We start from the raw sequence: 12,003 nt of genomic DNA on the forward strand, positions 1-12,003 counted from the left end.
GGCGTAGCCTCGGACAATGAGATAGCCACCCACTCGAAACCCGGTCCTGCCGAGGACCGGTCGACTCTTGGAGGGGAATATGGTCGATTCCCTTTTCGCCGACGTGTCCGAGTTCCAAGTGCCGGTCGACGACTCGTATCCGTATCAGCTCTTCTCGTTCCGTTCCAACGACGGGACCTATCAGGACCACAACTTCTATTCGAACTATTCGTGGGCGGCCCGGGCCGCCGATTCCGGACGCATCGCCTGCTTCATCGTCTACTTCTACTGGCGGCCGAACTGGCTCGATACCGTCGACACCCACCGGAGCATGGTCGGTCAGGCGGGTGGTCCGCATCCGAAGATGATCACGATGATCGACGTGGAATCGGGCGGCAACCCCGGCGGGGATCAATCGGACGGCATCAACCGCGCCTACTGGCGGCTCGCCGATTGGCTCGGTTCGACCCGGCGGGTCATCGGCTACGCCAACCGCCCGGATTTCGACAGCATGTGGCCGGTGCGGCCGGACGGCTTGAACATGATCGGCGCCGGTTACGGCAGAAATCCGAACCTGCCCGGCCAGATCGCGCACCAGTACACCGACGGCCAGGGTTACGGCGGCGGCCTGCCCGAGGGCGCCTCGCCCTTCGGCAACTGCGATATGAACTCCGCCGACGGTTTCTCACCGGAGGATTTCGCCAACCAGGTCGGGGTCGGCACGGTGGCAACGGATCCGGTGACCGACATGTGGATTCAGTTCATGGGCATCGGCGGCAACGGCTGGCCGCAACTGGCCGGCCACACGCTCGTCGACGGTGTCGCCAGCGTGGGACAGACCCTCGGTCTGCCGGGCTTCGCGGCGCCGCCGGGGCCCACCCAGGTGCCGTTGCCGCGTGACTCCGACGGCCGCATCCGCGACGAGTGGATCCAGATGCGCGGACTGCAGGGCACCGGCTGGCCGCAGCTGGGCGGCTGGTCCCTGGTCGACGCCATCGCGGCCATCGGGCAGAAACTCGATATCGCCGGCTTCCAGCCTCCCAACCCGTAAAGCCCCCAGCCCCGTACCGTCCCAACCCTGTCAAGCCTCCGACGGAGTATTCGCATGCCGACAATCGCCAGCACGAACGGCCGCTTCTTCGTGATCACCGACTGCGTGCCCCAGGTCCGGGCGGCGGCGACGGCCGCCGCCGCGGGCGGCACCCTGGCCGCCCTCACCACCGCCACCGCCGCGGAGATCACGTTCCCGGAAGGGGCTTTCGCCGACGTGGCAGCCTGTGCCACACCGCAAACCGGGCCGACGGCCTGGTTCGCCACCTTCAACGGCGGGGTCCCCGACGGCTGCGTGTATGCCATCGACCTCACCACCGGGAAGGTGTGCACCGACAACGCCAACCGAGCCGCGGCATGGACGCGATTCGTCCTCGCCGCCCCGGCATGAGCCGGCGATGGCGACGCACTGGGGGACACCGCTCACCGGGTTCGCCGGAAGTACGGCGAGGCAATTCGGAGTAGGTGGCACCGATCTCGGAATCCCTTACAGCCGAGAACATTTCGCGCCGGGCCGGTCTGGCTTCGTCTTCGGCGACACGTTCACCGGTGACAGTCAGGGGTCGGGCACGTGGCTCGGCTCGCCCGTGCTGCTGTTCAGCTCCGACCTCCCGGACGCCACCACCACCTTTTCCGCGACCCCCGGTGGCGCGCCGGCGCGACAGGCCCTCACCTACACACACAATGCCGACAACGGTTACGGGTTCGAGGTCAGCCGCATTCCCAACGACGCGTTCGTCGATCCGAACGGGCGAACGTGGCTGACCTACACCAGCGTGCACGACTGGAGCGTCCCCGACGATCGCCACGGTGCGCTGTTCTGCGGGCTGGCCTACTCCGACGACGACGGCGCCACCTGGACCGACTACGCGGCCGTCTGGCCCAACGACGGCAGTGACGGCTACGGCGGCTGGAGTCCGTTCATGATGCAGTCCTTCGCCGGCATCGGGAACGACAACGGCTATCTCTATATCGTCTCGAAGGAGTGGGGGCGCAGCCACAATCGCAACGGTCCGATCCTGATGCGCGTGCCGTGGCAGCAGATCGCCGTCCGCGGCGAGTACGAATACTGGGGCTACGACGGTTCGGCCTGGCGGTGGGGCAATCCCACTCCGACGCCGCTGTTCGGCGGGATGGGGCCGATCGGCGAGGTGAGTGTGAAGAACATCGCCGGGACGTGGGTGATGTCCTACTTCGACGTCGCCGGCGCCTGCATCGCCACCCGCACCGCACCGGCCATCGACCGCGTCTGGACGGCGCCGAAGCGCCAGATCGTCGCCTCGGCGCCGTGGTGGCAGTTCTGGGTCCGCACCTTCCCGCAGCTCTACGGCGGCTTCATCCACCCCCGGTCGAGCTCATCGACGGACATCACTCTCTATGTCTCCCAATGGAATACGACTACGAACAGCCCGTACTGGGTGATGCAGTTCGACGGCATCACGCCGTAGCCGCGGGGTCAGCGCAGCGACGACCAGGGCGCCGCCGCGCGCTTCTCGGCCCACCGATGCGGATCGCATTCGAGCTCGCGCCGATCCCACTGGCCCAATTCGGCTGCGGCCGAGTATGTTTCGTGTAGAAACGCGGCAACCAGAGCGTTCGGATCATCGGCCGTCCGCACCGTTTCGTACGGCAGGACGAATTCCCCCAGCGCGGCGGCGTAGCCCGCTCCCGGCACCTGCAACTGCCGTTCGCGGTAACCCTCCGGTTCGGGGTAGGCGTAGGCGTAGAACGCCCCTTCCTCCCCGCCGCCGGGCCAGAACCCGCAACTGCTGAGTTCGCGGGAATAACCCTCCACCATGACCCAATCGGCACAATGCGGCGCACCGCCACCGTGTTCCGGCGCCGTCCGCCCGGAAAACCGGGTGTAGGCCAGATCCATCGCGCCCCAGAAGAAATGCACCGGACTGGACTTTCCGATATATCCCGACCGGAACTCGTCGAGGGCGCGATTCGCGTGCACGAGCTGCCGCCAGAACGTCTGCGCGGCTTCCGGATCGTAGGATGCGTGCCGGGTGTCCTCGGCGAACGGAATGGACGGCTCGACCTCGTTGGGCCGCCCCTGAATGCGCGTGGTCAACCCCAGCTCGTCGAGTGCCCGCATGGTTTCGGCGTAGAACTGCGCCACCGATTTCGGCTCGAGCGCCACACTGCGACTGTCGCCGGTGTCGTCGCGGATCACCAATTGATGGGCGAGAAAGTCGAATTCGATATCGAACAACCGATCACCATAGGGAATCGCCGGCGTCGCCAACCCCCGCGGACTCACGAAAAGCGTGACCTGCCACCAGTGATTCAACAACGGAGCATGCGCGAGCCGAACCTTCCCCACCACCTGCATCCACATATGCAGCGTCTCGCGAGTATCCGCCCACTCCGCCACCCGCAACCGCGGCCACGCGGTGAAATTCGTCTTCGACATATCGGTGGTCCTCCATCGCTGACGAGGTCGATTCGGACCCGGAAGCGACGAGTTTCGATTTCCGGGTGCATCGGACTGAACACCGGTAGCGAACTGGCGGTGGCAATGACTTGGCAATGCCACCGCCTCGGCGCTCTTTCATTCCTGACCAGCAGGATAGTCTGATCTTCGCAACGATCCAATCCAGGGAAGGCGTCGAAGCGTCGACGCGGGAATGTTGGGGCAAACCGAGAGCGAGCGGGGCGATTGTCGGCCGCGATGGCGCCGTCGGAGACTGGGCCGCGTCGCACTTCTCGGGCGGCGGCACGCCCGCACCGGGCAGGAGCTGGCGAGGGATCGACCGACGACACCGGATGGGAGTTCGCGATACCGTCGGAACGTGACGCGCACTCAGTGGACCATCCATGGCGAAACCCTGGTCGACGAAAATCGACACATACGGCTGTCAACGGTCGACGTGGAGTTGCCGGACGGCGTGACGTTCACCCAGTACGTCGCCCGTATGCCCCGATGCGCGATGACCGTGGTGCTCAACGACAGCCGCGAGGTCCTGCTCATGTACCGGCACCGATTCATCATCGATCGCTGGGTGTGGGAATTGCCTGGAGGGTATGTGGACGGAGCTGAAGACGTCGCGGCCGCGGCGGCCCGCGAAGTGGAGGAGGAAACCGGGTGGCGGCCGAAGTCGATGCGGCATCTGGTCACCTACCAGCCCGCGATCGGCACCCTCGACCATCCGCAGGAGGTGTACCTGTCCCAGGGCGCCGAACCAACCGACACCGTGCCGGATGTCAACGAAGCGGAGGACATTCGTTGGGTCCCGTTGGCTGAAGCCGCGAAGATGATCGAGCGCGGCGACATCGTCGGCGCTGCAACGGTAATCGGGGTTTACCGCGCGCTCAGTACGGTCGTGTAGTCAGAATCCGTACCTCGTGCTGGAAGTCGGCAACTTCCGGGATGTCCTTGTGCCGATCGAGCCGGCGTCGCAGTTCACGTAGGTACGCGTAGCTGCGTTGCGAGGAGATCCCGGATACGAGTTCGACTGCTTCGCGACCGACGCGCACCGCCTCCAGTGGGTCCTCGGCTGTTCGAACAGACGCCAGCAAGGTCAGGTTGAAGGCGCGGCCTCGGTGGTAACCGGACGACATATCGAGAGATTGTTCGGCGAACCGGGCGGCTCGGGCGTCGTCGCCGAGTTCGCGAAAACAGTGTGCAATCTTGGCGGCCATGTATGCGGCATCGAAATACGACAGCCATTCCGGGCAACCTGTTCGGTCGGCCTTTTCGTACGAGCGCTCTGCTGCGATCAGCGACGCGGCACATGAAGAGTTGTCTTGTCGGGCTGCGTGACCGTGTGCCTCGGCCAAATGGCATTCCGACTCCAGGGCGGCGGAACTTGTGGCTCGCGCAGTCATGCGGGCCGCGCGAGCCAGGTCGATGGCGTCGCCCGGGCGGCCCACATACGTAGCCTGATGGCTCATGGCAGCCAGAATCTCAGCGCCCAGACCACGATCGTTCGCCGCTCTGGCGAGTCGGAGAGCCTGAATCAGATAGCGCTGCGCGAGTCCGTGTTCCTCTTGGTCGTAGGCTGCCCACCCGGCAATTTTCGTCAACTCCGCGGTCGCGGAGAACAGCGTTCGTCCGACTGGTTCGGCATAGTTCCCGCGCAGTAGTGGAGCCACCGAGCTGTGTAGATAGTGCACGATCGTCGACCGCACCCGGCCTCCGCCCGCTCGATTGTCGAGGTCACGGAATGTTCGCGTCATCGCGAGAACGCCTTCGACATCGACATTTCCCACTCGACGACGACCCGCAGATACGGGATGGTCGGGTCCGGGCATCGTCAACCAGCGCATCGACGCTGCGGGGTAGACCGCTACAGCGTAGGAAGCGTCGAGCAGGTACCGGCGCTGCTCGACGTCAGCGCGCCACAGCGTTGTTACGGAGCCCAACGCCTCGGACAAACTCAGCGAGAATTCCAATCCGAGATCGCCGGAGCCGGAACTCGAGGACATGCCGCAGTCCTCGGGCACAATGCGCCGACCCAGAACCTCCGAGAATGCAGCCGCAATCAGCTGTGGTGTAGGAGGATTCGGCTGCTCACCGCTCAACCATCGCCCGACCGACGTGTGATCGTACGAGAGCTCGAGGCCGACAGCTCGTCCTGCATCGTTGATTCGTCTTGCGAGGCCGCCTCGGCTGATCGCCCCTTCGTTCAGGAGCTCTGTCAGTCCGAGGTTGGGTTGTTTGGGCTTACGTCCCATGATCGGAGTGTCGCACGCGTAAACGATGCGATCCAACAACATTCGACAATCGCACACCCCCCGCGCACACGCCCACCCCCGCTGCATTTTGCGTGCATCCTCTGACGACATCTGCCCGGCCCGCGCGTGTTCCGGCCGCTACCCGATTTCGTGTCTGCTCGGCTCGTGGATGCAACGCGATGGTCGATGCGGTGGCAGCGGGGCTGCCGATGAAGCCGAAAATGAACAGGTCGGATTGTGTGGTGCTGTCGGTGCTGGCACCGGGTGGTCTGCTGACCGCCGGACAAATTCGTCGCGCTGCGGCATTGCCCGGGTGGCGTGTGCGCATCGCGCTTACTCGTTTGTCGACGTGCGGATTCATCGTTTTCAGCAGTTCGTGGGCCCGGTGGCAGATCAGCGAACGCGGTCGGCGCGCGCTGGCGGAAAGGCAGTCATGAGCGGATGGGTTTTGTGCGGGCTTGTCGTCTGCGTGGGTTTGCCGCTGGGCGTTCTGATCGCGACCTTGATTGTTCCGCAGCGCATTCCGAAGGACCGCAAGGTAGACGCCATTCGCCGGCGGATCGAGGACGAGGACCGATGACTTCGCGAGGCGATGCGATGGACTATGAAATACCCGCGTATGCGATGGGTTACGTCTGTGTGGACCTGGTGAAGACCGTTCACCGGCTCCATCTGCCGATGCGGGGAATCGCCCGACGGCTCGGCTATACCTACCTCGGTCTGACCAAAAGTAGCAGCCTGGTCGTTGCGGAGGCCCTACTCGATCACGTGACCGCCCATCGGATCGAGCTGCTGATCGTGCCCGACCTCGGACATCTCCGTGGCCGCATCCCGCCGGAACTTGCCGAAATCACCGACATCCATTGCCTCGCTACGACGTTCACGTATGAGCGAGGCGGCGGTTACGCGCCGGACGGTGGATCTCCGAACCCACTCGATTCGGATCCGGCCGCAGGTCGATAGGCCATGGCTCGAAGCGCCATGATTGCCGGGTGCGCGTACTCGAGGAACCCGGCGTTCACGCCAGGAATCCGCCGTCGGCGTGTACCACACTTCCGGTGACGGCGGCGGATTCGGGCGTGCACAGCCAGGCGATGGTGGCGGCGACCTCGTCCGGTTCGAGGATGCGGTCGAGGAGTTGGTGGGAGGCGAAGTCGTCGACGGTGTCGAGGTGGTAGAGGCGGGCGGTTTCGGTGAGCAGGGCGGTGCGGGTGGAGCCGGGGGATACGGCGGTGGCGGTGATGCCGGTGCCGCGCAGGTCGTGGGCTAATCCTTTGATCAGGCCGACGACGGCGTGTTTGGCCGCGTTGTAACCGGAGAGGTGCCACATGCCGTGGTGGGCGGCCGCGGAGGCGAGGGCGATGAATCGGCCGGTGCGGGGTTCGGGCCGGGCGAGCATGGCGGGGACGGCGACCCGGGCGAGGTTGGCGGTGCCGTGGACGCCGATGTCGAACATCGGTGCCCAGTCGGCGTGGGTGGTTTCCCAGAGCGGGCGGCCGCCGGTCATGACGGCCGCGGCGGCGACGGCCGCGTCGAGCCGACCGAAACGGTCCATCCCGAGTTCCACTGCGTGGCTAAGACTTTCGATATCGCGCACGTCCGCTTCGACGGCGAGGACCGTCCCCGCGTGCGCGGCGGCCACCGCGGCGAGCTGATCGCGGGTGCCGAGCGGATAGCCGAGTGCGGGGTCGTCGCGGCAGATGTCGACGGCCACGACGCGCCAGCCCGCGGCGTCGAGCCGGTGCACGGTGGCGGCGCCGATGCCCCGGGCGGCACCGGTGACGATGGCGACCGGGGCGGGGTCCACTACATGCCCCGGGTGAAGCCGTCGGGGATGATGACGTCGTCGGGGGTGAGGTCGTGGACGGAGGAGTGGCCGAGTCCGTAGAGCGCGGAGTCGATGCCTTGGCGGATGACCTCGAGGACGTTGTGGACGCCGCGGTCACCGGCGGCGGCCATGCCCCACAGGTACGGGCGGCCGATCATGACCGCGTTCGCGCCGAGGGCGAGCGCTTTCACGACATCGCTGCCGCGTCGGATGCCGCCGTCGAGCAGGATCTCGACCTGTCCGCCGACGGCCTGAACGACGCTGGGCAGCATGCGGATCGCGGCGGGGGTGGTGTCGAGGTTGTTGCCGCCGTGGTTGGACACCGAGATCGCGGTGGCGCCGATGTCGACGGCGCGTTTGGCGTCGTCGGGGCGGCCGATGCCCTTGATGAGGAACGGCCCGTCCCATTGCTGCCGCAGCCAGGCCAGGTCGTCCCAGGTGACCGGTGGGGTGCCCATCCATTCACCGTAGGCACCGAAGAAGGTCGGGCCCTGCTGCCCGCGCGGGACGAGGTTGGGGGTGGTGAGGTCGGGGAGTTTTCCCGACTTGACGAAGCGCAGCAGCCAGCCGGGTTTGGTGACGACCTGGGGTGCGAATCGCACGGCGGTCTTCACGTCGATCTTTTCGGGCAGTGGGGGGCTGCCCCAGTCGCGGGCGGTGGCGAAGACCCAGTCGAGGGTGACGATGATGCCCTTGGCGCCTGCTTCACGCGCCCGGTCGAGGCGGGCGACCATATCGTCTTTGCTTCCGAGCCAATAGATTTGGAAGAAGGTCTTGTCGTTGGCGGCGATGACCTCCTCGATCGGTTTGGACCCGAACGAGGACAGGCCGAGCGCGGTGCCCGACATCGCGGCCCCGCGTGCGACACCGACCTCTCCTGCGGGGTCGACCGCTTGGACGCCGGTGGGGGAGCAGATCACGGGCATCGAGATGTCTTGTCCGAGAACGGTGGTGCTCAGGTCGCGGGTGGCGGGCAGGTCGGCGATGTGGGGGCGCAGGCCGAGTTCGGTGAAGGCGGCGGCGTTGTCGTCGAGGGTGGCGCCGGCCTCGGAGCCGGCCAGCAGGGCCAGGTAGACGGCCTTGGGGACGCGTTTCTTCGCGCGGCGCTGGGCCTCGGCGACCGATTCGAACCAGTCACGGGTGCTTGCCATGAGAATCCTTGTGCTGAAAGTGGTCTCGCCGCCCGGACGGTGTGTGCCCGGAGGTCGACGATCGGTTGGTCAGGTCAGCCCGGCGAGTGGGCTGGTGTCGCAAGCCCGGTCGGGCGCGGTGGTCCGGCTACGCGTGGGGATGCCGAGGGCGACCGTGCGCCGCGGCGCACTGCGGGAGTGGTTCTTGTCCGGCTGGGGTTTCGCACCGACTCCGGCGAGGGCGAGTTCGGCGTTGCCCTTCACGCATTCGGGGTCCGGGCCGTCGAGGGGCAGTCCGGTGAAGAATTTGGCGGCCATGCATCCGCCCTGGCAGGCGTCGTAGGCCGAGCACGAGGTGCACGCGCCGCCGGTTTGCGGTTGCCGCAGCCGCGCGAACAGTTCCGAGGTGCGCCAGACGCTGTCGAATCCGCCGGTGTCGCGGACGTTGCCGGCGAGGAATTCGTCGTGGATGGCGAACGGGCAGGCATACACGTCGCCGACCGGATCGACCAGGCACACCACCCGCCCCGCCCCGCACAGGTTCAGTCCCGCGATGGGAGTGGAGCCCAGTGCGTTGAGGTGGAAGAACGAGTCTCCGGTGAGGACGCCCTCGCCGTGGGCGACGAGCCAGTCGTAGATCTGCAACTGCTGGTCGGTCGTGGGATGCAGCTCGTTCCAGACATCGGCGCCGCGTCCGGACGGGCGCAGCCGGGTGATGCGCAGCTGGGCGCCGAACCGGTCGGCGATGGCCTTGAATTCGTCGAGCTGATCCACGTTGTGGCGGGTCATCACGACCGAGATCTTGAAGTTCTCGAACCCGGCGTCGGCCAGATTCTGCATGGCCCGCATCGCGGTGTCGAACGATCCGGGACCGCGCACGGCGTCGTTGACCTCGGCGGTCGCGCCGTCGATGGAGATCTGCACGTCCACGTAGTCGGTGGCCGCGAGCCGGCGGGCGCGTTCGGGGGTGAGCCGAATTCCGTTGGTGGAGAACTTGACTCCGACGTGGTGGGCGATCGCGTAGTCGAGCAGTTCCCAGAAGTCGCTACGCACGGTGGGTTCGCCGCCGCCGATGTTGACGTAGAAGACCTGCATGCGTTCCAGCTCGTCGATGAACGCCTTGCATTCGGCGGTGGACAGCTCGCGCGGGTCGCGCCGGCCCGACGACGACAGGCAGTGCTCACAGGCCAGATTGCAGGCGTAGGTGAGTTCCCAGGTCAGGCAGATCGGGGCGTCGAGGCCGTGTTTGAAATGTTCGACCAGTTTCATCGGTGATCCTGTTCGTCCGGGCCGGCGGGGCGCGGGGTGATGGTGCCGGCCTCGAGCAGACCGGCGAGCGCGCTCAGATAGCGGGGGTGTTCGGTGTCGGCGACCCCCGCGGCCGCCAGAGCGGCGGCCGCGGAAGAGTGATCGGCCAGTCCCTGCACGACCGCCACCAGCTGCTTGGTCTTCAGAAACGACAGCCGCCGGGTGGTGAAGTCGTAGACCAGCGCTCCGAACGGCTCGGGTCGCAGCGAGATCGAGGGCGCGAGCCGATAGGAGCCGGCCGGATCGAAGCCGTCAGTAGACACCGCACATGCCATCGATCGAGACATCCTCGACGAGCAGGTCGTCTTCGACGAGCGCGTCCTCGGCGGGGACTACTGTCTGGCTGGTGATGGGTTCGTTCATGACCGCTCCTAGGGGATGGGATCGGGGTAACGGGTGTGAGGCACAGCATAATGTCACCGGGTGACAAAATGGAAGGGGTGACAGCGGAAAAACCTGTCGCACCACGTGTCAGGGCGGGTCGCAGGCCCTCGACCAGCGCTGACGAGTTGGAACGGGTCGCCTTCGAGTTGTTCGAGCAGCGCGGATTCGACGACACCACGGTCGAGGACATCGCGGCCGCCGTGGGGGTCAGCAAGCGGACCTTCTTCCGCTACTTCGAATCGAAGAACGACGTCGTGTGGGGCAACTTCAGCGAACAACTCCAGGCGATGCGCGATCTGTTCGACCGGTGCCCGCCCGACCAGCCGGTCGCCGACGCGGTCCGCAGTGTGGTGGTCGAGTTCAACCGCTTCGACCCGGCTCAGGTGCCCTGGCATCGCAAGCGCATGGAGTTGATCCTGAAAGTTCCCGCGCTGCAGGCGCATTCGACGCTGCGCTATCAGGAGTGGCGAAACGTGGTGGCCGAATTCGTGGCCGCCCGGCTCGGTGTCGGCACGCGCGATCTGCTCGCCCAGGTCGCGGGCCACTGCGCACTCGGCGTCGCGATCGCGGGATACGAACACTGGCTCGACCACCCCGACCAGGAGCTCACCGACATCCTCGACCGCGCGCTGCGGAGCTGGGGTTCCGGATTCGGCGCCGAGCAGGCGACCACGTAGGAAAAGTACGTAGTTCTACGGTCGCCGATCGCCCGCGTGGAAGGAAGGGTGGACGGGAGTCAGGCCGGCACTACCGCTCGGGGACGAAGATGAACGCAGAGAATCGGCAGGACCGTCGATGTGGCAGCGCGACCTCGGCCATCCCGGTGCCGTGCTGAGGCCCGGAAGCGGAGGGTACGCGGTGCACAACGATGTGCACATGCGTATCTGGCTGGGTGGAACGGCCTTCGATTACCGGACCGCCGCCGCGGCAGTGGACAATATCGTCCGGGACTGGCGGCGCAAGCGTTGGTGCACGATCGAATTCATTCTCGACACCATCGACGGCCGCCTCCCGGAGAACCGCTTGCCGAACGAACGGCTATTCCTGGGCCCGTGAATCCGCCGCTCACCGGCATGGGTATCGCCGAGAAGCTCTCGCGGTGTCCTTCTCGGACTCGGTCGAATCGGAAGATTATGCTCGGGGCTCGCCGGATTTCCCGGCGAGTGCGGGACAGCAAAGCCGCTGTTCAGTAGTATCGGCTAGGTGTGGTACAACGGTTTTCCGCACAGTGTGGACCGCAATAGGTCATTCCGCGCAGCGTCGTCGTGCGGAAAGGTGAAACAATGCTCGCCGGGGCAGTCTCCCCGGGTCGGACACAATGCCGACACCAGCTTCCGAAACCGTGGCGTGGCGGGGGGATCGACCCGCTCGACAATACGCCTTCCACTTTAATACGGACAAATCGCTCGTAGTTCCGACCCATTCGACGGGGCCCTCATATGCCTCTGTGCGAGTGGGGCTTTCGGGCCGCCCGCAAGTTGTGGCGGCACGTCGTGATAATACGGCGAAGAGTTGTCGCACAGTGCTTGCCAAGCTCGGCGAGAGGGGGTCCTCAGCTACGCAGAGCACGCACACGATCTGGATAACACCCTCAATCGGCCAGTGGCTCGTTCCCGGCTCCGATTGGGGCGGCGTCGTGTG

Annotated in this window: 16 protein-coding genes; 9 read left to right on the top strand and 7 right to left on the bottom strand. The window is 66.0% G+C overall.

The window, feature by feature from the left end; genetic code table 11:
* The first annotated feature begins 79 nt into the window (after positions 1-79).
* Genes AC5592_RS12220 through AC5592_RS12230 form a run of 3 tightly spaced genes read left to right on the top strand, consistent with a single transcriptional unit; the run spans position 80 to position 2,477 of the window.
* On the top strand, positions 80-1,030 hold the full coding sequence (locus AC5592_RS12220; protein WP_306304685.1) for a hypothetical protein: 951 nt from the start codon (positions 80-82) through the stop codon (positions 1,028-1,030).
* A 54-nt stretch (positions 1,031-1,084) separates the two neighbouring features.
* Complete coding sequence (locus tag AC5592_RS12225) at positions 1,085-1,420, top strand: PQQ-binding-like beta-propeller repeat protein (RefSeq protein ID WP_036505566.1); 336 nt, start codon at positions 1,085-1,087, stop codon at positions 1,418-1,420.
* 7 nt (positions 1,421-1,427) lie between these two features.
* Entirely contained in the window at positions 1,428-2,477 is a 1,050-nt protein-coding gene (locus tag AC5592_RS12230) for a glycoside hydrolase family 183 protein (protein WP_036505565.1), read from the top strand.
* A gap of 8 nt (positions 2,478-2,485) precedes the next feature.
* On the opposite strand, the gene AC5592_RS12235 is transcribed toward AC5592_RS12230, so the two are convergent.
* The gene (locus AC5592_RS12235; protein WP_063064240.1) at positions 2,486-3,448 is read right to left on the bottom strand and encodes a DUF5996 family protein; all 963 of its coding nucleotides are present in this window, start codon (positions 3,446-3,448) and stop codon (positions 2,486-2,488) included.
* Between the two features lie 379 nt (positions 3,449-3,827).
* Here AC5592_RS12235 and AC5592_RS12240 point away from each other — a divergent pair, with 379 nt between their 5' ends.
* A complete protein-coding gene (locus AC5592_RS12240; protein WP_036505563.1) occupies positions 3,828-4,364 on the top strand; it encodes an NUDIX domain-containing protein in 537 nt (178 codons plus the stop codon).
* Here AC5592_RS12240 and AC5592_RS12245 read toward each other — a convergent pair.
* Positions 4,348-5,754 (bottom strand): NsdA family TPR-like regulatory protein, encoded by a 1,407-nt coding sequence (locus AC5592_RS12245; RefSeq protein ID WP_198163816.1) that lies wholly within the window; start codon positions 5,752-5,754, stop codon positions 4,348-4,350. The genes AC5592_RS12240 and AC5592_RS12245 overlap by 17 nt on opposite strands.
* A 137-nt stretch (positions 5,755-5,891) precedes the next feature.
* Here AC5592_RS12245 and AC5592_RS12250 point away from each other — a divergent pair, with 137 nt between their 5' ends.
* Genes AC5592_RS12250 through AC5592_RS12260 form a run of 3 tightly spaced genes read left to right on the top strand, consistent with a single transcriptional unit; the run spans position 5,892 to position 6,675 of the window.
* Positions 5,892-6,149, top strand: a complete 258-nt coding sequence (locus AC5592_RS12250) for a hypothetical protein (RefSeq protein WP_036505562.1) — start codon at positions 5,892-5,894, stop codon at positions 6,147-6,149.
* Complete coding sequence (locus AC5592_RS12255) at positions 6,146-6,292, top strand: hypothetical protein (RefSeq protein WP_157121780.1); 147 nt, start codon at positions 6,146-6,148, stop codon at positions 6,290-6,292. Before AC5592_RS12250 ends, AC5592_RS12255 begins: the two co-directional genes overlap by 4 nt.
* Complete coding sequence (locus AC5592_RS12260) at positions 6,289-6,675, top strand: hypothetical protein (protein ID WP_157121782.1); 387 nt, start codon at positions 6,289-6,291, stop codon at positions 6,673-6,675. Before AC5592_RS12255 ends, AC5592_RS12260 begins: the two co-directional genes overlap by 4 nt.
* 55 nt (positions 6,676-6,730) lie before the next feature.
* Here the strand turns inward: AC5592_RS12260 and AC5592_RS12265 are convergent, their stop codons facing one another.
* From AC5592_RS12265 to mftA, 5 genes are all read right to left on the bottom strand, one after another.
* Positions 6,731-7,519: a mycofactocin-coupled SDR family oxidoreductase gene (locus AC5592_RS12265; RefSeq protein ID WP_063064241.1), complete on the bottom strand. Its 789-nt coding sequence runs from the start codon at positions 7,517-7,519 to the stop codon at positions 6,731-6,733.
* Positions 7,519-8,691, bottom strand: coding sequence for a pre-mycofactocin synthase MftD (gene mftD, locus AC5592_RS12270; protein WP_036505559.1), 1,173 nt, complete (start codon positions 8,689-8,691; stop codon positions 7,519-7,521). The genes AC5592_RS12265 and mftD overlap by 1 nt, the downstream gene beginning before the upstream one ends.
* Positions 8,692-8,760: 69 nt before the next feature.
* Positions 8,761-9,939: a mycofactocin radical SAM maturase gene (mftC, locus tag AC5592_RS12275; protein ID WP_063064242.1), complete on the bottom strand. Its 1,179-nt coding sequence runs from the start codon at positions 9,937-9,939 to the stop codon at positions 8,761-8,763.
* Positions 9,936-10,241: a mycofactocin biosynthesis chaperone MftB gene (gene mftB / locus AC5592_RS12280; RefSeq protein ID WP_198163817.1), complete on the bottom strand. Its 306-nt coding sequence runs from the start codon at positions 10,239-10,241 to the stop codon at positions 9,936-9,938. The genes mftC and mftB overlap by 4 nt, the downstream gene beginning before the upstream one ends.
* Positions 10,231-10,341 (bottom strand): mycofactocin precursor MftA, encoded by a 111-nt coding sequence (gene mftA, locus AC5592_RS12285; RefSeq protein WP_081879272.1) that lies wholly within the window; start codon positions 10,339-10,341, stop codon positions 10,231-10,233. The genes mftB and mftA overlap by 11 nt, the downstream gene beginning before the upstream one ends.
* 68 nt (positions 10,342-10,409) lie before the next feature.
* Here mftA and mftR point away from each other — a divergent pair, with 68 nt between their 5' ends.
* Together mftR and AC5592_RS12295 are read left to right on the top strand one after the other, a co-directional pair.
* The gene (gene mftR, locus AC5592_RS12290) at positions 10,410-11,039 is read left to right on the top strand and encodes a mycofactocin system transcriptional regulator MftR (protein WP_051025095.1); all 630 of its coding nucleotides are present in this window, start codon (positions 10,410-10,412) and stop codon (positions 11,037-11,039) included.
* A 199-nt stretch (positions 11,040-11,238) separates the two neighbouring features.
* The gene (locus AC5592_RS12295) at positions 11,239-11,418 is read left to right on the top strand and encodes a hypothetical protein (RefSeq protein WP_063008434.1); all 180 of its coding nucleotides are present in this window, start codon (positions 11,239-11,241) and stop codon (positions 11,416-11,418) included.
* Positions 11,419-12,003: the final 585 nt, after the last annotated feature.

This window comes from Nocardia violaceofusca NBRC 14427 (genome assembly GCF_963869435.1).
GTDB lineage: Bacteria > Actinomycetota > Actinomycetes > Mycobacteriales > Mycobacteriaceae > Nocardia > Nocardia aobensis.